This is a genomic window from Halocatena salina (genome assembly GCF_023115355.1).
Classification (GTDB): Archaea; Halobacteriota; Halobacteria; order Halobacteriales; family Haloarculaceae; genus Halocatena; species Halocatena salina.
In genome coordinates this window covers 579,539-605,521 of the sequence record NZ_CP096019.1, presented here as the reverse complement: position 1 = coordinate 605,521, position 25,983 = coordinate 579,539, and the positions used below count along the sequence as shown (strand labels likewise).

Sequence of the window (25,983 nt, the reverse complement as noted above, 5' to 3'; positions counted from 1 at the left end):
TACACCGAGGTGAGAAGTGACCGCCGATCGCTCCCTACTCGGCCACCCGGTCACTGTGAGAATCACACGGTGTGTGGGTTCGTCATCGGTTATCAATCACAGGCCGATGACCGGCACGTTCAGCCAGTCGGCGGCCGTCTGAACAGTGTCGAATCGACCACATTCGAGCACGATCGGGGCACTGATCTCTCCCAGACGGACGAGCGCAAGCGCGGTAGCCACTGGGCCGTCGTCCGCTCCCGGAACGGACTCGACCGTCCGTGTAAACTCGTCGTGGAGACGGTCACACAGATGTCTGCGAGCGGCTCGCGCTAAATTCGCGGCTCGGTCTTCGAGCGCGAGCCGCTCATCGTAGCGATCGTGGAGTCGACGTTGGCGTTCCCGTGCTCGTTCCAGCGTCTGCTCGGCCGCAGCACGTTCGGTTTCGAGCTCGCTGAGCTTCTGTATTGCACGTTTGAGTTCCTGATACGGTTCCGATGTTTGCTGTTCCGGACGCTGTCGGAGGGCTTTGACCTCTCCTTGTAGCCGAGCAACCCGTTCTCGCTGTCGCTCGATTTCGTCGGTGGTTTCAGCCAATCGCCTTCGTGCGTCATCGGTGTCGATGCCTGCTATCGACAGTTCCTCGATGCGGTCCTGTATTCGGCTGTACTCCTCGTCTTGGGGTGCCGACCATCCCCGAGACCGAGCGGCCGCGGCAAGCGCAGTGGATCGCTGTACGGTCATCTCTGGCTCGATCCGACCCACGTGTGCGTAAAGTTCACACGGCTCTTCACACACGACACGAAGCTTCTCGCGCGTCCCTGCTATCGCATCGATGATCTGTGCCCCGTCGAACGGAGGGGTGACACCTGACAGATCGATAGCTCGTCCCCGCCACACCGAGTCGCCTCGTTCTATTCTCACAGCTCCCGCCGGGCCATCGTCGCCACATCCGGGTGGTCCGTTCCAGCGGCGAACGCTACATACGGTGTACTCCTATGCTCACGCTCTGTGTACGCCCGTACCGCTTCTCGAACGCGCTGGGGTACTTCCCTATACTCGTTGAACGGTCGAGTCCGTTCGATCTGGACCGCCTTCGGGTGTTTTTCCCGAAGGCGAAGTCCATGGAACGCACCGAGCTCTGTCGCCTCGAACAGCGCCGATCGACCGAACCACCGAACCACGACATCTTCGTGAGAACGACGGACGTTTCGGAGGCTGCTCCGAGCGGACCGAGTGTATGTGATGATCAGGAGCATCCAATTACTACTCGTATCCACTTGATATTTAATTCTATATTAAGATTTATAAATATGATTGTTAGATTGTTAGAATAGAAGACATGTTGTCGATGTTAGTCGACTGTCTCGACGTCGAACCGGTCGACATCGTCGACGAGACTTCGGATCCGTTCGCGCGCATCGTGGGGAGAATCAGCAACGACGATGAGACCGTCGACCGGTGGGGGGCCGCTGGCTTTGTACGCGTCCCGTTCTTCGAAATTCGTCGCGTAGGTACGAAGGATCGACCGTACCCGGATCTCCATCGATCCGAGATCGATCTCGCCGTCCTCGAACTCCGTGAGAGCGTCTTCGACGTTTCTGAGGGCGGATATGCGGTCCATCACACCGTTCGGAACGTATCGGCTTGGGGTTCGTACACGTCACCTTGTCGGCGTAGCTTTTCGAGTTCGTATTCGGCTTTCTCTCGGTCCATTCCTGCTGCTTCCACACGATCGAGCACGTCCTCGCGTGGGGCACCCACGTCGTGGTCCTCTTCGACTTCGGCGATGATGCCTTTGAGGTTGCGGATCCGGTCACGTTGACTTTTCGACGTTCCTGTTTCGATCACGTCGGCATCGAACTCTCCAGTTTCGGGATCCATCCCGATATCTTCGAGTGATGCAGTCACGATGTCTAGAACGCGATCGACGTCTTCGGAATCGACGGTGTCGGACAGACGAACACGAGCACTCGCTTCGGCCAAGCGCACGAGTGCTTCGAGTTTCCGGGCCGTTACCGGGACCGGTGCGTCGTTGTCCGTCCCCTGTGATCGAAGATCCACGTAGAACTCCTCGATGGCGGTCTTTGCCTCCTCAGTCATCATCGGGAAGCAGCTCCGTCTCGCGTACGCGATGTATTTACGCAGAAGATCAGCGTCGATCGCCGGCTCGACGTCTTCAGTAACCGTGTCGACTTCTTCTTGGGAGACGTCCGACGCGCTGTTTTCGGCCCGATGGGTGTGTAACTCTCCAGCGTAGTTCGTGTTGAGGATGTGTTGTGCGAGTTTCTTGTCCTCCTCGGGATCCGGCTTGTCCGTCACGGTGAATATGATATCGAACCGAGATATAAGGGCTGGTTCGAGATCGATCTGTCCCGCGACTGCCTCGAATTCGTCGAACCGGCCGTATTTTGGGTTCGCAGCCCCGAGCAGCGAACACCTGGATTTGAGGGTGGCGTTGATGCCAGCCTTACTGACGCTGATCTCCTGCTGTTCGAGGGCCTCGTGCATCGCCGATCGATCCTCGGAGTTGTGGACGACCATCCCGTTGGCGATGAAGTTGTGTGTCCCCACGACGGTAAGATCGTACACCGACTCGTGATCGTGATCTTCGATCATCCGAGTGGTCTCGACCCGACGATAGGAGATATCTCGTGTCGGTTCTCGAATCGGTGAGACGGCTGTGCGGTGGACGGTTCCACCATCGGTGATCGCTCGGGACCTATCGGGAACAGCCACCGAATCGCCGGGCGTGATCGATCGAGCCGGCGTCTCGGTGCGCTCTCCCGCATCGAGAACGAAAAACGGATGGTCCGGCGTCGCCGTGAGTTGCTCGCCGGATTCGAGTGTCACCTCACACAGGCGGTTCGGGGCGTCGTACTCGTGGACCGCCTCGACAGATCTGCGAACCACGCGATCGTGGTCGGTCGCTGTCAACACGTCGATGTCCGTTCCACGGATCGTTTTGCCGTTTCGATGGTGTTCGGTGTTACCGTGCTGTGATGCGTCGTGTGCGAGTTCTCGGATGGGGACGACATCATCGTCGGTTCGGACGAGGGTATCACCGGTCACACACCGCATCTTGTCCAGTTCGTCGACCGCCGCAACACCTTGGTCTGCGAGCACGAGTGCGCCCGCTTCGAGCGACCACTGCTGTCCGTCACCGAAATCATCGCGGACTGCTGCGGCCGTGATTCCTGCCGCTGAGGACCCCTTCCCGGAGGTGTACACCGAACGGGGTGCGATGTTTCTCACGTACTGCAACAGCTGGGACTTTCCCGTTCCCGGATCACCGATCAACAGGATGTGCATGTCACCCCGTATCCGCGATCCGTCCGGGAGATGTTTCGTTACTCCGGAGAACAACTGTAGCATGATGGCGAGCTTTTCCTTTTCATAGCCGTAGATCGAGGGAGCCATCGATGCGACCATCTGCTGGTAGATGTCCTTTTCGTCGGACAACGAAATGATGCGTTTTTTCTCCTCCTCACTGATCGTCATGTCTTCGAACCGGTCGTCCTCGATCTCGACCGTCACTCCGTCCATGTAGATATCGAACATCGTGGACTTCTCGCCGTGGGACTCCTGCTGATCGAGATGTAACACACCTGTTACTCTGACTGTGTCCCCGGCGGTAACCTCGCCGGTGATGTCGTCTTCGATGTTGATATCGATGCTCTGGGGTCGTTCGCCACCGCGTAGTCCTTCTGGACTCTCCTGCACTCGGAGTTTCTGAGCGTCGACGAACTCCGATTGATCGAAGTTGATCCGGAACGGACCTTGCCGTTCACACCCCTGACACTCGTGTGGAGAGTGGAAATCGCCGCCAGCCTGAGGAATACGCGTCAACGTCCCACACCGCTGGCATTCGAACGCCGCATCTTGGATCTTCGGACGGACGTTCGTCGCTTTTCGGATGATTCCACGGAGGCTCACCAGCTGTCCGTGGTGGTGCGAACGAATATCTCGGATCCCGGTCGTCTCCGGAAGATCATACACGCGGACGTGTGCCTGTCCGAGGCTCACGTCCACCGGGAGATCGTAGAGACGTAACGCCTCTTCTGCGTACTCTTGGAACTGCTCGGGCTGTGTTCGAACGTCCTCAGCGAGGGACTGATCGAAACGGTACAGGTCGTTCCACGAGATGTACAGTGAGCGCTGATCGTTCGGATATTTGCGCGCCAGCTCACCGATCTCGTTGCGGTAGTACGTGCGGTAGAACTCCTCGAAGCGATCGATGATGTCGGTGTTCTCCGCGCGGGCCATCGAGTCGTGGTTATGCATCTCCGGATAAGTACCTTCGCACAGTCGGGTGAAAGTGAATGTAGATGTATGAGGGTCATCTCATACCAGTCCGAACGCTCCTAACACCGTGCTGAGTACGTCTCCGTGGGTGAGCGCGATCATCAGCCCGAGACAGACGACGGCGAGAAACGGGATGCCGGGAGTGATCCACACTGATTCGACCGTCGGTGTACAGAGCCACTCCAACCCCCTACGCAGCTGATCTGGCGTAGTTCCGTACGCAGTTCCCTCGATCTCGGAGAGAAACGCCGTCGCTCCCCACTGGTCTCCGGCCGACGCGCTCGAACAGTTCACGGGATCGCGGTAGGTATCGGGGGCGGCACGGAGGGCAGCGAGCGACGTTTCCCGCCACCGAAGATACATCCGAAGCGCATCGAGATCGAGTCCGCCGGTGAGGATACGACCGGTTTCATCTTCGAGTAGTTGTCCATAGATTGACGATACGTCAGCGATACGGTACGGACGACCCACGAACATTGTGGGACGGATCCGGCCGTTGATACCGTTGTAGACGGCAAGAACGATCGGAATCACCAGCCCCACGAGCACGGTGTTCGTGAGGATCGTAAGCGCGAATACGCCGTGGGACGCCCGTTCGATCGGGAGGACACCCCATCGAAAATAGATGGTGGGATAGACGGGAAACACGAGCGCAAGCGTTCCGATCGCTTTGGCATCCGCACCGCCAACGATCCCCAACCGCGAGCAGAGCCACCCGATCGGGGCAACCACGCCGAGACTTACGGCACACCGGAGTACGAACGCGGTTCGAACGGGGCCAGCGACGACCGACGTGTCAATGAGGAGGGCAACGACACCACCAACGGTGAGCGGCAGCCAGATCCAGTTCGGAATCCGACGGGTCTGGATATCGTGATACCCCGTCCAAGCGATACAGGGAACGACGAGCAACCGGAGCAGATCGGGCAGTGTCACGAACACACCGGCCGTGGATCCGGTTTCGAATATAAGAGTTCACCCCCCCAAGAACTGCTCCAGTTGGTGGCGACGGCGGTCAATATCCCACTCTGGATCGACACTTCCCTGTCGATCGAGTTCGCCGAGGAACGACAACGGATCGGCTCCTGCTCGTTCTACCCGCTCGATCAGATGTTCGATCTCCGAGCGATTGAGTGCCAGCGACTCCAAAAGTCCGAGCGCGAGAGCCATCGGGACCGCGGCCTCCCCCGTCGGAAACGCATTGCTGATGCGGCTGAAATCGGACGCTTCTTCGGTGGCTGTGGACGACGCTGTGGGTGGATGTAAGGTGAGACATCGAGTGCAGATAGCGAGCGTCTCCATCGTGGTTGGGGCGTATTCACGAAGTTCGGATGGGACAACGAACGAAACGAGGGGTGCATCGCAATCGGGACAGGACATACACAGCGTTGGACGACCGCTTTGAAAAAGCGTTATACTCGATGTGGACAGCCGAACACGAGGGGGATTTCAGGCGGTCGGTGGAGCAGTCTCGTGTTCCTCTCTGTCGTCGGTAGACTGGTCGTTAGCTGCCTCCGCTTCTTCCGCTTCCTTTTTGTTTTTGATCTTCTTCAGCCGGAAAATCTCCTCACGTTCCTGTTCTTCGAGCTTCTGCTCGATGTACTCCTGGCTTTCGTACAGATCCGGAAGGAGCTTGAATTCGAGGGCATTGACCCGGCGCTTGGTCGTTTCGATCTCTTCGAGCATCTTTTTCATCGCGGTTTCGACTTCTGCGGCGAGAATGATCTGTTCTAGGAGATCCTCGTACGCTTCGGCGGCCTCGTCGATCCGAGCGCTGGTGCCGACGACGCCGTAGCCGCGTTCGTCGAGCGATTTTTTGACTTTCGAGGACTCGATCTGTGGCACCACCACACCCATGATGTTCTTCGATTGGGTGGTGATCTCGGGATACTCTTTCAACGCCGCCGCAGCCCCACGCACCGCGATATCGCCGTCCATCGCCCGCGCCATGTTGATTTTGCGCTGAGCGTCGTCGTAGGCGGTGTTGAGATCCGAGCGCACGTCTTGGGCCTGATCGAGGATGTCCATGAACTCCATGATGAGCCCATCGCGTTTCTGTTCGAGCGTGTCGTGACCGCGTTCGGACAGTTCGATGCGGTCCTCGATCGCCATGAGGTTCTTTCTGGTCGGCTTGACGTCCGTGGCCATGGTTGGATGTCCGGAAGTTACCGATGGAGGCTCTTACGTGTTGTCGTTGCCTGTAGACGAAAGTCATCCGGACACGGGAGACGATGGTCTCGGTCGGCGACCTGAATGATATACGATCCTACATCGGTAATGTCATAACGTCAACAGCCATGTTGAAAATATGAACAGACGGCGCGTCCTGGTAGGACTTACGGCAGGACTCTCCTCTCTCGCCGGATGTGGCACGTATTTTGATATCGACGGGAACGACACGGCGACCCGCTCTCCCACGACAACGGTCACCGAAACGGCGCGTACCACGGCTTCCAACACCCCGGTTCCGACGGCCACAGCGACACCTCCCTCGGCCGCAGACACGTGGCCGACTGGCACGGTCACAGAGGGCGAGACGGCCCCCGATTTTTCGACCCGCGAGACGTACACCAACGACCGCTATGCATACACCATTGAGTATCCGATGGGATGGGTAGTCGACGCTACGGATCCGACCGCCGTGACGATCGGTTCGAACGTGGGTGCCTTGGTCGTGGAGGTGATGGAGGACGTTCCATCGTCGCTCACGGTTTCGGACATCGTTCCGGTGTTTATAGAAGGATACAAAGAGTCGATCGAAGAGGACGGTGGAACCATCGAAGAACTCGATCGGAAGGACGAAACTCTCTCTAACGGACACGACGCCATGATGATCGATCTGCGGATGGAACAGAACGCCACCGTGCTCCAACAAAAAATACTCCTCACCGTTGCTAACGAAATCGCCTACGTAGCTGTCATCGTGGTCTCTGATTCCGTCTATACGGCCGCTGTCGAGGGGAACATGGAAACGATCCTGTTGACGTTGAGCATCACTGAATCGACCATCAAGACCGAATCAGCCGGCGTGCCGGTGTGATCGGTCGACCGTCGGTGCTCTTTATTCCTCCGATCGGGGGGGCCGAACACCGTCGAAGCCACGAGGATCGAGTTCCTCATCGGCGAGAAACGCCGCAGCTCGTTCCCGGAACTCCTCGGAATCCCAGACGCGTGCGGTGAGATCACGAGCCATCTCTTGTCCGAGAAGACCGAAATTCGTCCATGGTTTCATGATCGCCTTGATTGTTCGGTACGCCTGTGGACTCGTGTGATCGACGATCGTTTCCGTGAGATCGACGGCGCGGGTTTCGGCGTCGTTCTCGGGAACCACGCGATTGATCAGCCCCATCGCACGAGCTTCTTCGGCTTCGATCATACGCCCGGTCAACAACAGATCCTTGGCGCGTTTTTCGCCCACGATGAGCGGGAGTAGTTGGACGCCACCGCCCGCCGCCGTGGCACCGACGCCAGCTTCCGGTTGGGTGAACCGTGCGGTTTCGTCGGCGACGACCAAATCACACGCAGACACGAGTTCGTTACCGCCAGCGGCACAGATTCCCTGTACACCGGCGACGGCCGGCTTGCCCGTGTCTCGGAGCAGATCTAGCGCTTCGAAATACGCCGTCATAAAGCGGGTTCCCTCCTCGAACGACAGCTCTTTGAGATAGTTCAGATCCGCCCCCGCGCAGAACATCTCTCCGGTCGCGCTCACGACAATCCCCTCGACGTCATCGTCGCGGTCAGCTTCGGTGACGGCCAGGGTGAATTCCTGTATCATCTGCATATCCAGCACATTGTTCCGGCTGGGAGCGTCGAGTCGTACGATTGCGATTCGATCGCCAGCAGCGTGGTCCATATCGATGGTATCGTACGCCATGGTCCGATCTCTCATCGAGTGCTCATAGTTCCGATGGCCCCTCCCGAACATCGCGACGAACGGCCAGCGACGCCGACGGTGATCTCAGCTCCCTTCAGAGACCGTCACAGTGATCGCTTCGGGCATGTACGCATTGACACCGTACCCTTTCTGGTTCCACGGGTATTTGTCGTCTTCTATCCCTCTGAGCCCTTCCTCAAGGTCCGAGACGGTTGCTGGTTGTGTCCGTCCCTCGTCGTCGGTTGCCCGCGAAACGAGCGTATGCTCACCCGGCGTCGCCTCCCACTCGAACCGGAACAGCCGCCACGCAGTCGGGCCGTGTTCGGGACCGGTGAACTCGGCGTCGGCGAACTCCTCGCCGCCGTCAGTCGAAATCTCGACCCCTTGTAGCTCGTTGTCACCGGCCCACGCCACTCCGCGCACCGTTACGGTGCCGTCGTCGGGCGAGACGGTCGTCTCCTCTACTGGCGACGTGATGAGTGATTTCACTAGCATATCATACATGTAGGGCTGTTCGATCTCGTCGGCAGCCATCTGTGCCTCCGTGTCGAGCGTATCGATGCTCGTGTGCTGGCGCGGTTCGTTGTCCTGTTCGGGAAGGATCCGGTACGAGGACTGTTGCCAGTGGGTGTATCGCTCTGGGTTGTCCATGGTGTCGTCCTCGTCGTGGAGCATCGTCTCCATGACGCGCATCCGATCGACCCACTTGACACTGTTACAGCCATACCATCCCGGAACGACGAGCCGGACCGGAAAGCCGTGTTCGGCGGTGAGTGGCTCACCGTCGCGTTCATAGGCGAGGATACAGTCCTTTTTGATCTTCGACATCGGGATCGAACGCGCGAACACCTTTTTTCCCTCGGGCGCGTCGGCACCCATCACGGCCAAATACAGCTCGTCGTCCGTCTGTGCACCGTGCTGTTCGAGCACTTCCCCGACCGGCGTGCCCGCATAGATCGCGGTGCCCATCGCGCCGAACGTCCATTGCGTCCCGGCGACGTTCGGATCGAGATAGCTCCGTCCGTTGCCCGCACACTGCATCGTGTGCGCCACCTCGACGGTCGAAAACTCTGATTTGAGCGCGTCCATCGAGAGTTCTGTCGATTCCTCGATTAATCCCTCCAACGAGATAGTGTGGTCGGCTTCGGTGAGCTTTGGGGAATCGTAGTGGCTTCGGATGTACGTCGCATCGACGCTCGTCGTGAACTCAGTGTACTGATCCCGGCTCTCGGTCTCGGCGTTCGGCGGCTGGTTCGAGAAGATCCGCAACGCCGGATATTTCTCCTCCAGTTCGGACGTGCTGTACGTGTGATAGCCGGGCCGCTCTTCCACACCGGGTTCCGTTCGCGTCGCCGTCGGTGTCCGCTCATCCCCTGTCCCTGTCAGTTGACTACATCCAGCGAAAGCGCTCACACCGGCAGTCAACCCCACAGCAAGATACTGTCGCCGATTCAGATATCGCTCGTAGGGAGCAGGTGTTTCGTTTTCGGTGTCCGTCGACTCCTCGTCCGATGTCGATCCGCGCGTGGGGGGCATCGTCGTGGTACTCTGTTACCCACCGACGTATTTCTATCTTCATATCGGTTGGATATTATTGAGAAACGATTACATCTCCGATCATCCCAACCGCAATGTGTGGCACACAGACGTACGTGTACGTTCCAGCGGTCTCGAACGTGTGGCTGTACGTTTCCCCTTTGGGTATGAGTTCGTACGTGTTGTCTCCCTCGAAGCTCGCAAACGGCGTTGCGCCGTCAGGAATCTTCACCTTCGGGTCGTCTTCCGGCCGTGCGCTCACGTTGTGGCCGTCGCTTTCGAACCGCCACGTGACTGTTTCGCCGACCGAGATTTCGATCGATTCGGGATCGAAGACGGGGTTACCGTTCGGCCCAGCGATCACTTCGTTCGTGTCGGTCTCAGTCGGGGTCTCACTCCCATCCGACATACCGAGACAGCCCGCTCCAGTTACTGTAGTTCCAAGCATACCCATCCGCATCAGAACGCTTCGCCGCGTTACCATCATCTACCTCTTCGAACAGCCCGGATACCAAAACCACATGTACCGGATATAATCTCCGGAAGATCGTCATCCGACGTCCGGACCGATTCGGTGGCTGAGCCGAGAGGAGTGAGTCCCCCCTACGTTCTACCGGAATATTTATCTATTAATAACCGTAACGAATGTGTCCCCGTCGCAGTCGGGACTGTCGCCACGTCGACCATGAGTGTAGACATTGTGATCGCTGATGGTTCGATTACAACGTAGGAACAACCCATGACGCACGACGAGATAACCAGCAAGAACGAACCACTGGAGGTACGGCTTCGGATCACGCCACGGGAGGGCAAGCCGATCGAGTGTTCGATCCCCGCTGTTCGGTGGGCCATCGTACAACGGGGCGGTTCCCGACTCCTGTACTGCCCCAGCTGCAACGAACTCGTCAAAGAAACAAACTGCCGTCCCCCCTCGGAGATCGAACAGTATCCGGATCGATCCTCCTTGTGTGCACACTGTCATGAATGGATGGTGATCGTGGATTTCATCCAGCGCCTTGATGTTTCGCTGCCACCCAGAAAGAACAGTCGGGAGATGTGGACGCCGGTTCGTCACCGACCTTCTATCCCCTGAACGCTGTCAGGTCTTCCGACACCATCAATTATTTCATATTACGTTCGGCTCTACATATCGGGGAGGTCGTACCGTTCGATCGAGATTCCTAGCTCGGTGAGTGCGGACTCTATATGTTCCGTTTCGACGTGATGAGCTCCTGCTTCCGTGCAAATTTGATGGACGATCGCAAGCACTTCACCTCGTCTTTCATCCGGTATTTGATACTGTTCGGCAGTCAGTTCGATCGTGAGACCGTTGTGATCGCGGGTGTGCAGCGAGTGAAACGCTCCACGATCGACTCGTTGACCCGGTGGCCCCCTCCCTGAGCGCCTGTCGTACGTCGAGAAACCGCTTCGGGTCGAGACGGAACACCAGATGATGGACGGCACCGACAGAGGGACGTCGTGGCCCGTCGTGGGATTTACGAAAAACGAAAGCATACGTCCATCCCCTGTGTCGAAAAACGGGTGAGTCACGTCGGGGCATCGAGGTTCAGCTGTCGGAGCACGAGCGACATTCCGAGCACGTCCCGGTAGAACGCGATCGTCTCTGCCTCGTTGCTACCGACGGGTGTAGTGTGATCCGTACCGGCGGTGTGAATCGGACTTTCGGGCGATTCTGAAGAAATGTCGCCATCGGTCGGCTGGTCGGGGGAATCAACTATACCGTTCGTTCGCGCTGGAGAATCGTGGGATTATCCCTCGTTTGAAGAGTCGTCCCGTCTGATTGAAATCGTCCCGGAATCGTAATATTAAATGTGACTATCTGTGTGAATCATCAACCGTGAATATAGCGCCCCGGGTGCTTTGTTCGACGTAAGAGGCGCAAACGGACACGTTGTCGCGTTCTCAGAGATAACCAAGATCGGCCAGCCTGCTTTCGACAGCTTCGTCGGTAACGTTGTCCTCAACATCGTCACCGTATTCGGGGTATTCGGCCGTGCCAGTGTCCTCGACGACTGGAAGAACGCGTCCATCCATGCGGTCGCTGCGAGGAACGCCAAGCGCAGCCATGATCGTCGGAGCGACATCGTACAAATGCGCGTCCTCAATCGATGCGGAGTCGTTGATACCCTCACCCATTGCCGCGAACACCCCGTCTCGCTTATGATTCCACGGTTCGGTTGGTGGCCCGAACTGATCGCCGAGCAACTGTGCTGAGAGGAAGTACTCGAAGTCGTTGGGGATGGTCACGATGTCGACGGCGTTTTCGGTGTACGATCCCTCATAATACTCCTCCCGGGGGGCGACAGTCTCGAACATCGGTTCACCTTCGGGGGTCTCCACGGCTTTTAATCGATTGATGAGATCGGATCGAACCGATTCGTACTCGCTTTGAGCTACGACCCCGTCCGGTTCGCGTCCTTCGAGGTTGATCCGCACCCCCAATTCGATACGTGCACGCATGTACGCTGTCGATTCCGGAAAGTTAACCTGCTCGCTAGCCGTCCGCGCGACGTTGTCGGGTACGTACTGCTTTACGATGTGATTGAGACCGATCTTTCGGAGACCGTCGCCGACGCGCGAGGCGGTGACGCCGTGCTGTGCGACTTTTGCTGCGAGCCGTTCGAAGAGACCGGGTTCCCACGTCTCTTCGTTTTCGCCCTCCCGAAGCTGGTTCCGGATCGGGTTCCACGAGGGCATCCCTTTACCGCCCTGAGTCGTTACGACGAATCCCTCGTCTTTGAGGAACTCGTTCATACGAAACTCCTGTTTGTCGTAGGGACCCATTCCGTGGTCACTCGCGATAAAGACGCGTTTCGCATCACACTCTTCTAGGAGCTTTCCGATCTGACGATCGGTCTCCTTATAGACAGCTTTCACCTTTTCCCAATCACCGCGGAACTCGTGAAACACGGTGTCCGGTTTTTGGAATTCGACGAAGCCGAACTCCGGCTCGAACCGCCCGTGAAGATACCGGAACGCTTCACCGCGCATCCGAACCAACGTCGTGTATTCGTCCATCTTTTCTGCGTCCGTCCACGTTTCATCATCGCGTTCGTAGATCGGATACACTCGATACTCCCCGAGTTCCTCTTGGACATCTTCGAGAATCCCCTCGGGGTGTGATTCCGGGTGCTCCGGGCCGATGAATCCGGGAATGATCGCCCCATCGATCTCATCTGGCGGATGGGTGACTGGGACGTTTACCACGACGCTCGACATATCGTGTTCTTCTAACAGCGTCCATACCGCATGCTCGCGGACGTGATCAGAACTCACGACGTGCCAGTCGTACCCATCGTAATCGACGAAACCGAACGTTCCGTGTTTACCCGGATTCACGCCGGTGTACATCGACGGCCACGCGCTAGGCGTCCACGGTGGAATCTGTGAGGTGAGCGGTCCGGTAGCGCCTTGTTCACAGATCGATCGAATGTTCGGTATGAGATCGTCTTCCATCAGACGCTCAAACACCGGTAAACAACCGGCATCGATCCCGATCAACAATGCCTCCATCCGATGATCACTCATCGTGATTCACCATCCGCTGTCGTTCCATTGTCGTGTATTGTATCCGTTTGTCTATTAACCATCCGTTCAAGATCTGGTTGACGAGAGAGTGATCTGACTGACATCCATACGTTTCTCATTGTTATTTCGGATCGCTCCGTGTGCACTTATTCCTTCCTTCCTTTCCACGACAGTGAAGACAACACGTGTCGGAACTGTGCTATATCTACGCTTCCGGCTGGCTACATATTTTCACCTGACTATTGCTATATAATATATTCATATTATCGCCACAGGTCTGTTGGAAGGAGACCGATGGCTTATGTGCTATACTCGAATGGTTGTGATAGAAGTTGAAATTCGCTGCCCCTTTTCTGTGATAATCACGGTAGATGACTGTTTCACTCTCGTTTAGGGTCTCATTGCCAGTTGCATCCGTTCCGACCCAGCCCTGGACAGAGCCGTTTTTGAACATCGACGCCGCCATGTAGCCGTCGGATCGTGCTTCCGTGCGTTCGAACACCGTGTAGTACGGCTGATCAGTCGACCACATCGTCCGGTTTTTTTCGAAGTAGGTGTCGACGACGTTGACGGCAGCTATCTCCGATTCGGTGTAACTGTATCGGGTTTGGGTGTCCGAGAACGGCGGACTCTCTTGGGTGCTGTCGCTTGCGAGGAACGACGTCGCTGGGAAGGCGATGATGAACACCAACAACACGACTACGACAACCGACGGATTGGTGTTGTTCACGAGATACGACAGCCCGATCGCCGCGACGACCGCCATCGGTGCCGCGACGAATGGGAACCACCGTCCGGGAACGAACGTCCGCACCCCAAGCATCGGGAAGCCGAAGACGAAGATGAGCATGAGGACGGTGGCAACCACGCTCGTGAACATCGCATGAGAGATGTTCTCTTGGCGGATGATGTAATAACAACCGACGATCGTTAACATCAACATCAACAGGAACCCCAGCACGTCGAGATACTCGACGACTGTACTCATAAACGAGGGCTGGGGCGCAACGCTGGGCGGGACGGTTCCCCCAGCCAGATCACCCACGCTTCCGGATTGGAGCGTCTCAGTGAAGTAGCTAACCATCACCGTTAGAAACGTTCCATCATACTGGGGAGTGAGCGACCACATGAACGTGATCAGCCCGAGATCGAACACCAACAGCCCGGTGAGGTTCACCGACTCCCGGGTCGAGGAACGCGCCCAGTTGGGGCGTCCGATGTCGAACAGTCCGAGTCCGAGCGCGAAGTACGCGAGCAGTCCGGATCCGGTGAACACGAGCATGATGAACGCAGAGATCTGGTGTGTCAGGATGACCGCAACGCTGAAGAAGACCACCATCCCGAAATCGCGGGGTTTGTAGTCGATCCGTAACATCCGATCGAGGCTGTAGAAGACGGCAAGGAAGAATACCAACCCGAGACTGGTCGGGATGATGTGGATCCCCCACTCGATCACTGCTGCACTCATCGCGTAGATCGCTGTGGCGAACACCGCCCATCGTTTACGGACGAAAAACGTCGCTGTCGAATAGATGAGCAACACCACTAGCGGCATCGCCACCCCGAGAACGAGATACAGCGCCATTTTGAGGGGGACATCCAACAACAGACTCGATCCAACGACGAGTAGGTGGTACAGCGGCGCAGCGTAGTACTTTCGACCGGAGATCGGCTGGAGCGACTGTGCTTCGAGGATGGCCGGACCCCAGTTCCCCATGTGGGTCCAGATGTCGATCCCGATGAATCCAGGCGTCGTGTACAGCGCCGTAAATCGGAACACCATCCCGAACAGGACGACCAGAAACAACAGTAGGGATGGAGAGAAGTGATCCCTATCCACGAACAAGATCGTCACTAACAGCGTCGTCCCGATGGCGGCTGCGATGTCGTAGAACAACAGCGTCCGCTCGCCTTGTATCCCCGCGAGCAAGATGAGCAGCGCTGACCCCAACACGATGAGTGAGGGGAGCACCCGCGACAAGGTCGGCGACAGCGTCGGTAGATCGCCAGGATACTCGTCCCTGGCCGCGATCAGGTACAACAGCGAAGCGATACCGAGAACGATCGGAAGGGTCCGGACGTACACGTCGTCCAGAAACAGCTGCAAAGGCAGCATAGCGATCGCTGCCAATAGTCCGAGCAAGCCCGCGATAATATCGAGACGGCCCTGTCGTGCCATCCCGAGGAGGCCAGGTCGAGTACTCATCGATATCGATCAGTCGTCGTCGGCTGGAATAGCTTTCGACTCAGTACGTCCGTTCTTCGAAACGTCGGTCGTTGTGAGTGACGTCGGTGTTTCCCTGACTTGTACGCCTTTATCCTCGTTTTCGATTCGATCGAGCACCATCGCCGCCAGCAGGAGCACGACTCCCGACAACGCCGTGAAGAACCAGCTATTGGACTGTTCACGCCGGGTGGCGAGCGTCGAAACCAGTTTCGCAACACCGAGACCGGTGACGCCGGCACCGAGGTAGTACGCCGCTGCGAAGGGCCGGAAGTCCTTGAGGATGTATTTCTGATTCAATCGCCACAAAAAGCGATGGAGCAGCATGTACGACACCTTCGGAACGTACGCGGAGTAGTTGATGTGGCTCTTCCAGTCGTCGTCGTAAACGGTGTCCGCCGAGTGAACGACATCGGCGACACGACAGTCCGCGAGGTTGAGCCTGACCAACAGGTCGTTGCAGTACCCATAATACTCGTACATTCCATCGATGTCGACGCGCTGGAGTGCCTCCTGTGAGATGGCTGTGTATCCGTTTTGTGGGTCGGAGATGTTCCAGTAGCCGCTCGAAATCTTCGTCAACAACGAGAGGAGGGTGTTACCAAACAGCCGGAATCGGGGCATCGCATCGAGGGTTTGGAACTTCATAAACCGATTTCCTTTCGCGTAATGGGCCTTCCCCTCGACGACGGGATCGATGAATTTCGTCAGCACGTCCGGATCCATCTGCCCGTCACCACCCATTACGGCCGTGACATCGATGCCGTCCTCCAATGCTTGCAAGTAGCCAGTTTTGATCGCACCCCCAACCCCTCGATTCACCTTGTGTTGAATGGGTACGACACGAGCGTCGTACCCGTTCGTGGCCGAATGTGTCGCGTTATACTCCGTGGAGTGCTCGGTTATTTCGAGCCACGTGTCGTCCGTCGAACCGTCGTCTATGACGTACGCCCTATCGACAAACGAGGGCAACGTGTCAATAACCTCTCCTACGTAGCCTTCTTCGTTGTACGCCGGTATGACGACGCCGATCGTGTGTTCGTGATACATATTATCGCGTGTCTACTCTCTCGTCTCCTGTTTATTGGTGGAGGGATATTACAATACACCCCCTAAACCCGGAGACCCGGTCTTACTAGATGCATAGCTTCCTACGGTCTTATTATCGTTTCTAGATCGAACGACAGACGACAGACACACGTCTAACGACGATAACCGTCCGGTACATCCGTAGCTATGGGTCATTTGGGGTAATATAACTCCGGGGTAGTTGGTACCATACTCCATTGTAGCCAACGAAAGCAAGTAATCAAGAGTTCGGAGCCGAGACCGGACAGACATGACCAAGGTTACTGATGGGGTGAAACCGCGTGAATGAACGGCTGGATGTAGGCTTTATTCCCGCAGAGTGTCCGGGTGCGGCTGGTACCGGTGCTGTCCGTACATCGACGTTGCTCATCGAACGACTCTCGAAACACCACGATTTGACCGTCTACGTGTCGAGCCAGATGGACGCATCGAGCGCGACATTACCGGCCGAGGATCGGGTCAATTACGTGATTCACGATAATCTACCGAAGCTCCCTCACCCACTCACGAACAAGATCGACACGTTGGAAGGGGAGATTGACGCGCTCGAACGACACGAACTGATACACTCTTATTCTTCTGCGTTCATTCCCGTGCTCGCAGAGCTCGACACACCGACGCTCTCGACGCTCAACTCCTATCTTCCAGTCTGCCCGAAGGGGGACATGATGTACGACGGAGAGCGGAAATGTTCGGGACCTGGACGACTGAAATGCGCTAGTTGTATCTCAACGACGGCACTCAAACGCCGGCAGGGCGTCGATGCAGAGCTTCGCAGCGGGTACGTTTCGCTCGGACAGATCGAGTTCGTCTTCGACTCGATCGATCGGGCGTGGGAGATAGACGCATACCACGCGCTATCACCGCATCTCGCCAAGGATTTCGGTGCGATCGGCTTTCCCGACAACCGGATCGAGGTCATCCCCCACTTCTACGACGAGACGTTCGCAACGATCACCGACGAAGGAGAAAGCGAGCGCGAACCGACGCCGGAAGACGACGAGCCGATCACGCTCTTGTATGTGGGTGCGCTCCAAGATATCAAGGGCGTGCACGTCCTTATCCGCGGCCTTTCCCGCATTCTCAGCCGAGGATACGACATCGAACTGCAGGTTGCTGGTTCGGGTCCCTACGAGCAGCAGCTCCACGAACTCGCTCAGGATCTCGATCTCGACGAAGCAATCCGGTGGCTCGGATACGTCGACCACGATCGACTCGCAGCTGTCTATGAGAATGCGGACGTGTTCGTCTATCCAGGACTCCTCGATGAGCCGTTCGGGCGCGTGCTCCTTGAGGCACTGTCGTCTCATACCCCGATCCTCGCTGCCGATGTTGGGAGTACCGACTACATCGTTGGACCGGCTGGAGAGCAGTTCATGTCCGGCGAACCCGAAGCGCTTGCGGACGCCTTCGAACGACTCATCGACGATTACACTGCCCATTACGACGCTATTCCCGAGCACATCGAACGGTTTGCTCCCGAAACGGTTGAACGGGCATTCTCCGAACGATACCACGACGTCGCCTCGATGGCCGATTGAGAAGCGACGCTAGGTCAACTGGAACCGAGCGTGCTGTTCGGCGGAATATCGAGTATTCCGATGGTCCACTGGTCGTCAAGTGACTCCTGATCGCGGACGCCGTCGACGGCACAGCGCCACCCCTTATCGGGCCCGCGCCACCACGGATCGAACGTGTGCATGCCGTTGTTCGCCCATCCGGTGCCGAACTCTTCGAGCACCGGCGACCCCGAAACTTCCTGATCCGTGTATGTAGACGGGGATAACTGGGTCACCTCACAACACCGGATCGCATCGCCGTAGTTGTCGACCAAATCTTGGAAATACAGGTACAGGCGACCGTCGTGGATGATCGGCCGCCCGCCCTGTCGGGCAGCATCGCGGCGGTCGGTGACGACGGGATTCCGCTCGTGGGGCGTCCAGCCTTCCCGTTCGAGGTCTCGAGAGTGATACACCATCACCTGCTCGTTACCCCGGTCGGTGAACAGCCACCACCGGCCGTCGTACCGAACGAACGTCGGATCGTGGGGATAGTAGTCCACGTCGATCGCGTTGCCGATGTGGGTCCACTCGGTCGGAAACCGATCGGCTTTGTACAACTCGACCTTCTGGCCCGTCGGCGGACACATGTAGTAGCTCCCGGCGTGTTTCCACACTAGCGGAAACGACGTGTGATACCGCTTTTCCAACACCACCTGATCGTACGTCCAATCCAGCCCATCGGAACTGGTGGCGTGGCCGATCGGCGCGTCCGGCTCCCGATCGCTGTTCAATATCTCGAAAAACATGTGCCACTCACCCTCCTCAACGAACAAAAACGGATCGGCAACGTACTCCACGTCGCCGTAATCCGTCACATCGTCCCCTGACAACACCGGCTGGGCGGCCGACGGCTGAACGTGGCTCCCCGTCGGGGGGGCCACATCGGCTGGCGCATGGGGCGACTCCGGAATCCTCGGACCGACGTACAGCGTCTCAGTGTCGGCGTCGGAGGGTTCGGTCTCCGTTGTTCCCACTTCCTCCGGTGTTGGTGGTGATTCCGGCTCGGGTTCCCCGTCAGTCTCCGTCCGTAGATCGGTCTCAGGAGACGTAGCATTCGGGCGCGTCGAGGATCGGGGGAGAACCGTTGTTGACTCTGAAGACATATTTGATGATCTAGTGCGAATTCGATGAATGTCTGAGGTGGTCGTCCCATTCGAATCGAGGTCAGGTTGTTGACATCCACTACATGCGGCTATGAGTGCTGTGCTCCACAGGAATCGACGTCGCGTCCACTCCATTAGTCAGAAATCAAATAGACAGACGTTAAATCTACTGGTTGCGGCCCTGTCAAATGAAACTGTAATATGATATATCTAACAATATACAGCCTATTCTGAACATCCGCGGTTATTTTCCACTATAGAAATAATTTTGATAACTAGTTGTTGGTATTACCCACCACATACATAATAAGAAAAATATACAATTCGGATAACGTCCCACGGTATGACCGAGGGAGCTAAGACACACTTCTCCAAGATTATGAGTTGGATTATAAAGTGTTTTGACTCCGTTGGGAGAGAGTACAATCAATGAGGCGCCCAACAACCCGCCGCACATTGCTTGCAACGCTCGGAGCAGCCAGTACATTCTCGCTCGCCGGTTGTTCTGGTATGATTCCGACTGGTCCCAGCGGTGATAGTGAAACCACGAGCACCCCGACGGGCACGCCGGACGGTTCCGGAACGGAGGGAGACGGCTCTGGGTCGTCTTCGGGACCCGGTGGATCGGTGATAGACGATTTCGAGGGTAACGTCAAAGACCGCTGGGAGGTGGATGCAGGCAAGTTCACGACAGATACGGAAAACGCGTTCCAGGGAGGCCAATCCCTCGTGTTACAGGCTAAGGGAAAACAGGGAGAAGGAAACGCCACTATCTCTCGTTCGTTCTACTCGGATTCAAACGACAGCAGTGCTCTCGATCTGAGCAGTCACGACCTTTCGCTGGCGGTTCGATTCGAGAAGCCAAAAAGCGGCCACATCGCGATTAGCTGCCACGCTCCAACGGAGAGCAGTAGTCTCACGTGCCGTCGATTCATCCCGCAGGAACTGAACGGATGGACTCGTTTCGATCTCGGCTACACCGGGAAACAGGGCCAACCAGACCCTTCTAAGGTGTTCACCGTACAGATCAGCGTCATGACCGACAATGGTGAACCGATCAAGGTCGGGATCGACGATCTCCGAAAGGTCCCGAAAGCCAGCAAAGGAAAGGTGATGTTCCAGTTCGACGACTCGGTCAAGTCTGCCTACGATACGGTGTTCCCCATGTTCAACGAACGCGACTGGCAGGCGGGGGTCGCCATTATCCCCGACGTGATTGGCTCTCAGGGCCGATTGAGCACCGGAAATATGCGTGAGATGGCAGATGCCGGATGGGATATGATGTCACACACATCGACGGACAAGCTCCCGACACAGTCCAAGCAGGACCAGAAAAAAGCGATCGAACAATCGAAACAACAGCTCAAATCGATCGGATTCAAGACTGGATCTAGGCATTTCGTCGCGCCCAACGGTCGAGTCAACAGAGCGACTCTCGACATCATTCGAAACAACCATAAGACCAATTTCATGTTCGGGGCCGGACCGGGTAACGCCAAACAGCCTACGAACATGTACACCATCCCCCGCGTGATGGGTGCTTCACCCGACGCAGTCGTCGATCTGCTGGATCTTGCCGAGCAGTTCAACCAGCTGGTCGTCGTTCAGTATCACGGGATCGGTGGTGACGACAAAGAGACAACGACAGCGGAGTTCGAACAGGTCGTCAAGCACGTGGAGAAAAAGGACATGGACGTGGTCTCACCGAGCCAGTTCCTCGATTCGATCGGGAACTAACTCATCGACGATCGGGTAGACTCGTTCAACCCAAACCAAACTTAAGGACTCGTCGCGTTTCCGGAACCGACTATGGACGTACACTTGCTCGAAGCGACCGATACCCCCGAGCGTGTCATCTGTACAGCTGCGAGAAACGATTACTCGAGCAGTTTCGTCGGCGAGCAATCGTTCGAATCCACGATGGAACCGGTCGAAGGAGAGACGATCGAGGAGAAAAAGCGTACCCTCATCGGCCGCCTTCTTCGGCACGGTCATTTCGGACCGTTCGAACACGTTCATGCGACGTTCGCCGTGAAAGGTATCAGCCGTTCGTGTATGGCCCAGATCACCCGTCACCGGCACGTCTCGTTCGATATTCAGAGCCAGCGATACGTGTCGTTCGATGACATCGATCCCGAGGACGTGCGGGAGGGTGAGTTGGTCGTTACGCCACCGTCCGTGAGTGATGCCGATTGGATCGGACGAAACCAACAGAGTGGCTCCGTTTCCGAGGAAACGCTCGAAGAACGCGAACGAGTGTTCAAAGAGTCGGTCAGTCGCTCGGTCGAGTCGTATCAGCAACTCCTTGATCTCGGACTCCCGCCCGAAGACGCTCGGTTCGTGTTGCCGATCGGAAGCAAAGTGAACATGGTGATGACGCTCAACGCCCGGATGTTGATGCACGTCGCGGATATGCGATCGGCTGCTGATAGTCAGTGGGAGATCAGGCGAATGACCGAGCAAGTACTCGATCTGGCTGGTGAATGGTGTCCGATCACGTTCCAGCACTACGAAAAGCACATGAAAGGACGGAAGAATAGGCTAGCACCATGATGTCGCCTCTCTTTGATGAACGGACGGTTGACCTGATTTACAACACAAAGACGGTCACTCGGGACGAGACCAACCACGAGTCGTGGGTCGATCGCGCAACTGCCGATGAAACGGGTGCGGTCACACGGATAAGTCACACCCGTTTTATATCCTCACGAGAAGAGTAACGAACGATGCTACGGGTGTTCGCTGCCGTGGTCCTCGTGTTCACAGCTGCTGGTGTGGCAACCGTTGCTGAGCCTCAGCCGACGTCGTCATCACCCGACACACAGCCGGAGTTGGTCGTCGACGGACAGGAGTTCGACCGGCAGACGTTCCGAATCGACGTCGAAAAGAACGGATCTGTACGCTGGACATACGTGTATCGCCGTGATCTGACGAGCCAATCGGAGCGAGAGCAGTTCACGTCGTTTGCCGAGCGATTCAACGAACGAGAAAATCCAGAGCTGTACGCCCACTTCAAGCAGGGTGCCCACCTGTTGACCGACAAAGGAACGAACCAGACTGGACGACAGATGAACGCGTCGTCGTTCACTCACGAGGCCTACGTGAGCCGGCTGGACAACTCCGGTATCGTTGAAATGTCCTTTCTGTGGTCAAACTTTTCGAAGGTCGATGAAAACCGGGTGATCGTCGGTGACGTGTTCACCGGTGGACTGTACATCCGGCAGAACCAACGGATCGAGATATCGTGGAGCGACGAGCTGTCAGTCGTAAGTGTGAGTCCGCAACCGGACGATCGGTCGTCGAACACGTTCACGTGGGTCGCCTCGAACACTAGCCGGCAGTTTTACGACAGCAAGCCCCGGGTCGTGCTCGAAACGAACAGTGGAGAGACGTCCGAGTACGCAGCGACGGCGGATTCGGTGCCCCGTTCCTGGTTCGTCGGACTCGCTGTGGTGGTGCTGGTGGGACTTGGTGGCGGTATCGCGTTCCACCGCGGTGTTCTCACCCTCAGATTACCGGTCGAACTGCGTGATCGGTCCACTGAGGAGAGCGGCTCAGAGATGCCAGCAATCACCGAGACGGATCTCATGACTGATGAAGACCGCATCTTGTCGCTGCTGCGCGATAACGGCGGTCGAATGAAGCAGGTAAAGATCGTAGAAGAAACCGGTTGGTCGAAATCGAAAGTCAGCATGCTCCTTTCGGAGATGGATGACGAGGACCTCATCAGTAAGCTCCGGGTTGGTAGAGAAAACATCATCAGTCTCGTCGGCGACGAACCTGAAGCCGTTCGATCCCCGTTCGAGGACGAGTAGACGGCGGTACCAGATCACACACAATTGTCATATTTTTATTACCTTAGTCCAGTGGTCGACAGAACCCTGATCGATACCCAAATTATTGTGAAACACACCAATATATAAGAAATAATACTATTTTTATCATGCGGCAGCATCGCATTTTCTCCAATCTGCATCAGATATCCGATTATTTTGTTCATACAGGCAGGTATTTATGCTGTGGGACCTTTGAATGTAGTACGAGGGTCACAGAGTGCTGAGTCTCAGCCCGTATACAGATCGGGCGGTGGCTCTCAGGGTGAGTGCAACCATGCAAACGACGGAGGCAGACGGACACGACTCCAACGAACAGGAGACCGGGCAGGACCAGAGCGATACCTACGAGTGGTGGTGGGACGATCGGCTGATGACGTTCCTTCAAACCGCCGACGACATCGCTGAGAAGTGCCTCAATCAGGTGTTCGGCTCAGCAGTACAAGATCACGTCCACGTCGATAACTTGGCGGACATAGAGGAGATCGAAGAGTATCACGATACGCTCACACCTACCCGGTTCATCGAAAGCGAGGGGGGAACGTACGATCTCAACTGGGAGATCGAGACGACTGACGGAATCGTTACTGATGTGTATATGACGTGTCACGCCGAATACGTCGATGAGAATCGGGAAGTTTCGACGGAAGTCGACGTGGCGATCGTTGCCAGTTCTGACGCAACGGAGACGGAATGTGTAACGGAGCCACACATCATTCACCGACCGAACAGCACATGAGCAACTACTTTCGGTTGAATGGCCGAAATACGTAGGGGGACGGACGTTCTTACAAGCGGTTCTCGACGTAATCAGCGACAGCTGCTGGTGTATCGCCAACGGGAACGTCTGCGCTTTCGAGTGCTTCGATCTTACTCGCTGCGGTGCCCGTTCCCGAACCGCTCACGATAGCTCCAGCGTGTCCCATCCGCTTTCCAGGTGGGGCGGTACGACCGGCGATAAACCCGACGACGGGCGTCGTGACGTTGTCGTCGATGTATGCGGCGGCCTCTTCTTCGTCCTCGCCGCCAATCTCTCCACACATCACGATGGCGTCGGTGTCGGTGTCGGCTTCGAACAGCTCCAGAGCATCGATGAAGTCGGTACCGATGATCGGATCACCGCCGATACCGATCGCAGTCGACTGACCGATATCGCGTTGCGTGAGGTTGTCGACAACTTGGTACGTGAGTGTGCCCGATCGGGAGACCAGCCCCACGTTCCCCTCGGTGAAGATGTTCCCGGGAAGGATCCCGAGCTTGGACTGTCCTGGCGTGATGATCCCTGGACAGTTGGGACCGATGAGCCGCGTGTCGGTTTCCTGAAGACGCCGGTAGACACGGCTCATATCCTGTTGGGGAACGCCCTCGGTGATCGTCACGACGAGATCGACACTGGTGTCGAGCGCCTCGAACATCGCATCCGCAGCGAAGGCGGGCGGGACGAACACTACGACAGCGGTCGCGTCGTGTTCGGTCACCGCCGACTGAAGAGTGTCGTACACTGGTACGCCGGAAACGCGCTCTCCGCCGCGGCCTGGGACGGCACCGGCGACGATGTTCGTACCGTATTCGATCATCTGGTCGGTGTGGAACTTGCCTTCCCCACCGGTGATTCCCTGTACTACAACGCGCGTGTCATCATCGACTAGTACGCTCATCTGTCTGCCTCCTGTGCGTTTTCGACAGCGTGTTGAACGGCCGCCTCAAGCGTCTCCTCGACCGAAACGAGATCGGTGTTCAGTATCTCCCGTCCTTCTTCTGCGTTGGTCCCTGCTAATCGAACGGTGACCGGTTTGGGGATCTCATCGAGTTGTTCGAGGGCTTCGTTGATCCCAGCTGCGACCTCGTCGCCGCGGGTAATGCCTCCGAAGATGTTGAACACGACCGACTCGACGTTTTCGTCCGAGAACACCATATCCAGCGCGTTCGTCACTCGTTCGGCTTTCGCTCCACCGCCGATATCGAGGAAGTTCGCGGGTTCACCCCCGTAGTAATCCACGATATCGAGCGTCGTCATCACTAACCCAGCACCGTTGCCGATGATGCCGACGTTGCCGTCGAGACGAACGTAATCGAAGTCGTACTCGTTTGCCTTCCGTTCGAGATCGTCGTCTGCCGCCTCGCTTTCCATCTCGGCGATCTCGGAGTGACGGAACAAGGCGTCGTCGTCGACGTTCATCACCGCATCAGCCGCGATCACCGACTCGTCGTCGGTGACCATCAACGGATTGATCTCCACTTCGGTCGCGTCGTTGTCCTCCCACAGCTCATACAACGTAGATAGCACACGAGCAACGTCCGTGGCAACCTCTTCAAGACCGGCCTCGAACGCTACACGCCGTGCTTGATAGGGATGTAGCCCGAACGCTGGATCGACGTGTTCGCGGGCGATCGCATCAGGATCTTCGGCGGCGACTTCCTCGATATCGACGCCACCACGGGCGGACACCATCACGACGGGTTTGCCTGCCCCACGGTCCATCGTCACACCCACGTACAATTCGTCGGTGAAATCGACTGCCTCCTCTACGAGCACTTCCTCGACGTGCAGCCCCTTGAGATCCATTCCGAGGATATCGGAGGCCACAGAGCGAGCCTCATCTTCGTTTTCGGCGAGTTTGATTCCGCCGGCTTTTCCACGCCCACCTACGTGTACCTGAGCTTTGATGGCGACGGGATAGCCGATCGCGTCGGCTGCATCGACCGCTTCCTCGACGCTCGATGCGAGTTGTGAGGACGGTGTCGGGATACCCGTATCCGCGAACACTCCCTTCGCCTGATGCTCGTGTAACTTCATCAATCGATTAGTTGACCGTCACGCGCATAAATCCCGTCCATTTGTCGTTGTAGATGGTCTTTGATCATGAAGAATACGCAGCTTCGGCTAGTTAACAGACAGGAGAATGATCAGTACAACCAGATCGTG

The 25,983-nt window shown here is 56.9% G+C and carries 23 protein-coding genes and 1 pseudogene; 6 read left to right on the top strand and 18 right to left on the bottom strand.

What is annotated here, in order from left to right:
• Nucleotides 1-96 precede the first annotated feature (96 nt).
• The 7 genes from MW046_RS03065 to MW046_RS03035 all read right to left on the bottom strand — a co-directional run bounded on the left by MW046_RS03065 (nucleotide 97) and on the right by MW046_RS03035 (nucleotide 6,432).
• The gene (locus MW046_RS03065) at nucleotides 97-879 is read right to left on the bottom strand and encodes a DUF7856 family protein (protein WP_247994102.1); all 783 of its coding nucleotides are present in this window, start codon (nucleotides 877-879) and stop codon (nucleotides 97-99) included.
• Between the two features lie 20 nt (nucleotides 880-899).
• Nucleotides 900-1,238: a DUF7855 family protein gene (locus tag MW046_RS03060; RefSeq protein WP_247994101.1), complete on the bottom strand. Its 339-nt coding sequence runs from the start codon at nucleotides 1,236-1,238 to the stop codon at nucleotides 900-902.
• Between the two features lie 95 nt (nucleotides 1,239-1,333).
• The gene (locus MW046_RS03055) at nucleotides 1,334-1,603 is read right to left on the bottom strand and encodes a DUF7854 family protein (RefSeq protein ID WP_247994100.1); all 270 of its coding nucleotides are present in this window, start codon (nucleotides 1,601-1,603) and stop codon (nucleotides 1,334-1,336) included.
• Entirely contained in the window at nucleotides 1,603-4,245 is a 2,643-nt protein-coding gene (locus MW046_RS03050) for a hypothetical protein (RefSeq protein ID WP_247994099.1), read from the bottom strand. The genes MW046_RS03055 and MW046_RS03050 overlap by 1 nt, the downstream gene beginning before the upstream one ends.
• A 78-nt stretch (nucleotides 4,246-4,323) precedes the next feature.
• On the bottom strand, nucleotides 4,324-5,226 hold the full coding sequence (locus tag MW046_RS03045; RefSeq protein WP_247994098.1) for an A24 family peptidase: 903 nt from the start codon (nucleotides 5,224-5,226) through the stop codon (nucleotides 4,324-4,326).
• A 33-nt stretch (nucleotides 5,227-5,259) separates the two neighbouring features.
• Nucleotides 5,260-5,664 (bottom strand): DUF6276 family protein, encoded by a 405-nt coding sequence (locus MW046_RS03040; RefSeq protein WP_247994097.1) that lies wholly within the window; start codon nucleotides 5,662-5,664, stop codon nucleotides 5,260-5,262.
• A 69-nt stretch (nucleotides 5,665-5,733) separates the two neighbouring features.
• On the bottom strand, nucleotides 5,734-6,432 hold the full coding sequence (locus MW046_RS03035; protein WP_247994096.1) for a V-type ATP synthase subunit D: 699 nt from the start codon (nucleotides 6,430-6,432) through the stop codon (nucleotides 5,734-5,736).
• 160 nt (nucleotides 6,433-6,592) lie between these two features.
• On the opposite strand from MW046_RS03035, the gene MW046_RS03030 reads away from it, so the two are divergent.
• A complete protein-coding gene (locus MW046_RS03030; protein WP_247994095.1) occupies nucleotides 6,593-7,324 on the top strand; it encodes a hypothetical protein in 732 nt (243 codons plus the stop codon).
• 21 nt (nucleotides 7,325-7,345) lie between these two features.
• Here the strand turns inward: MW046_RS03030 and MW046_RS03025 are convergent, their stop codons facing one another.
• The 8 genes and pseudogenes from MW046_RS03025 to MW046_RS02995 form a co-directional block, all read right to left on the bottom strand.
• Nucleotides 7,346-8,161, bottom strand: a complete 816-nt coding sequence (locus MW046_RS03025; protein ID WP_247994094.1) for an enoyl-CoA hydratase/isomerase family protein — start codon at nucleotides 8,159-8,161, stop codon at nucleotides 7,346-7,348.
• 84 nt (nucleotides 8,162-8,245) lie between these two features.
• Nucleotides 8,246-9,697: a sulfite oxidase gene (locus MW046_RS03020; RefSeq protein WP_247994093.1), complete on the bottom strand. Its 1,452-nt coding sequence runs from the start codon at nucleotides 9,695-9,697 to the stop codon at nucleotides 8,246-8,248.
• A 55-nt stretch (nucleotides 9,698-9,752) separates the two neighbouring features.
• Nucleotides 9,753-10,181: a plastocyanin/azurin family copper-binding protein gene (locus MW046_RS03015; protein WP_247994092.1), complete on the bottom strand. Its 429-nt coding sequence runs from the start codon at nucleotides 10,179-10,181 to the stop codon at nucleotides 9,753-9,755.
• A 138-nt stretch (nucleotides 10,182-10,319) separates the two neighbouring features.
• Complete coding sequence (locus tag MW046_RS03010) at nucleotides 10,320-10,772, bottom strand: hypothetical protein (protein ID WP_247994091.1); 453 nt, start codon at nucleotides 10,770-10,772, stop codon at nucleotides 10,320-10,322.
• Nucleotides 10,773-10,840: 68 nt separating this feature from the next.
• Nucleotides 10,841-11,436, bottom strand: a pseudogene (locus MW046_RS19540) (VOC family protein).
• Nucleotides 11,437-11,620: 184 nt separating this feature from the next.
• The gene (locus tag MW046_RS03005) at nucleotides 11,621-13,246 is read right to left on the bottom strand and encodes an alkaline phosphatase family protein (RefSeq protein ID WP_247994090.1); all 1,626 of its coding nucleotides are present in this window, start codon (nucleotides 13,244-13,246) and stop codon (nucleotides 11,621-11,623) included.
• 205 nt (nucleotides 13,247-13,451) lie between these two features.
• A complete protein-coding gene (locus tag MW046_RS03000) occupies nucleotides 13,452-15,452 on the bottom strand; it encodes a hypothetical protein (RefSeq protein WP_247994089.1) in 2,001 nt (666 codons plus the stop codon).
• A gap of 9 nt (nucleotides 15,453-15,461) precedes the next feature.
• Nucleotides 15,462-16,520: a glycosyltransferase family 2 protein gene (locus MW046_RS02995; protein WP_247994088.1), complete on the bottom strand. Its 1,059-nt coding sequence runs from the start codon at nucleotides 16,518-16,520 to the stop codon at nucleotides 15,462-15,464.
• A 320-nt stretch (nucleotides 16,521-16,840) separates the two neighbouring features.
• On the opposite strand from MW046_RS02995, the gene MW046_RS02990 reads away from it, so the two are divergent.
• Entirely contained in the window at nucleotides 16,841-18,100 is a 1,260-nt protein-coding gene (locus MW046_RS02990) for a glycosyltransferase family 4 protein (RefSeq protein WP_247994087.1), read from the top strand.
• 14 nt (nucleotides 18,101-18,114) lie between these two features.
• Here the strand turns inward: MW046_RS02990 and MW046_RS02985 are convergent, their stop codons facing one another.
• The gene (locus tag MW046_RS02985; protein ID WP_247994086.1) at nucleotides 18,115-19,224 is read right to left on the bottom strand and encodes a glucosamine inositolphosphorylceramide transferase family protein; all 1,110 of its coding nucleotides are present in this window, start codon (nucleotides 19,222-19,224) and stop codon (nucleotides 18,115-18,117) included.
• Nucleotides 19,225-19,653: 429 nt separating this feature from the next.
• On the opposite strand from MW046_RS02985, the gene MW046_RS02980 reads away from it, so the two are divergent.
• From MW046_RS02980 to MW046_RS02965, 4 genes are all read left to right on the top strand, one after another.
• Entirely contained in the window at nucleotides 19,654-20,961 is a 1,308-nt protein-coding gene (locus MW046_RS02980) for a polysaccharide deacetylase family protein (RefSeq protein WP_247994085.1), read from the top strand.
• A gap of 72 nt (nucleotides 20,962-21,033) precedes the next feature.
• Complete coding sequence (gene thyX / locus MW046_RS02975) at nucleotides 21,034-21,777, top strand: FAD-dependent thymidylate synthase (RefSeq protein WP_247994084.1); 744 nt, start codon at nucleotides 21,034-21,036, stop codon at nucleotides 21,775-21,777.
• Nucleotides 21,778-21,950: 173 nt separating this feature from the next.
• The gene (locus tag MW046_RS02970; protein WP_247994083.1) at nucleotides 21,951-23,039 is read left to right on the top strand and encodes a helix-turn-helix transcriptional regulator; all 1,089 of its coding nucleotides are present in this window, start codon (nucleotides 21,951-21,953) and stop codon (nucleotides 23,037-23,039) included.
• Between the two features lie 295 nt (nucleotides 23,040-23,334).
• Nucleotides 23,335-23,796, top strand: coding sequence for a hypothetical protein (locus tag MW046_RS02965; protein ID WP_247994082.1), 462 nt, complete (start codon nucleotides 23,335-23,337; stop codon nucleotides 23,794-23,796).
• 49 nt (nucleotides 23,797-23,845) lie between these two features.
• Here the strand turns inward: MW046_RS02965 and sucD are convergent, their stop codons facing one another.
• The gene (sucD, locus tag MW046_RS02960; protein WP_247994081.1) at nucleotides 23,846-24,715 is read right to left on the bottom strand and encodes a succinate--CoA ligase subunit alpha; all 870 of its coding nucleotides are present in this window, start codon (nucleotides 24,713-24,715) and stop codon (nucleotides 23,846-23,848) included.
• A complete protein-coding gene (sucC, locus tag MW046_RS02955; protein WP_247994080.1) occupies nucleotides 24,712-25,854 on the bottom strand; it encodes an ADP-forming succinate--CoA ligase subunit beta in 1,143 nt (380 codons plus the stop codon). Before sucC ends, sucD begins: the two co-directional genes overlap by 4 nt.
• Nucleotides 25,855-25,983: the final 129 nt, after the last annotated feature.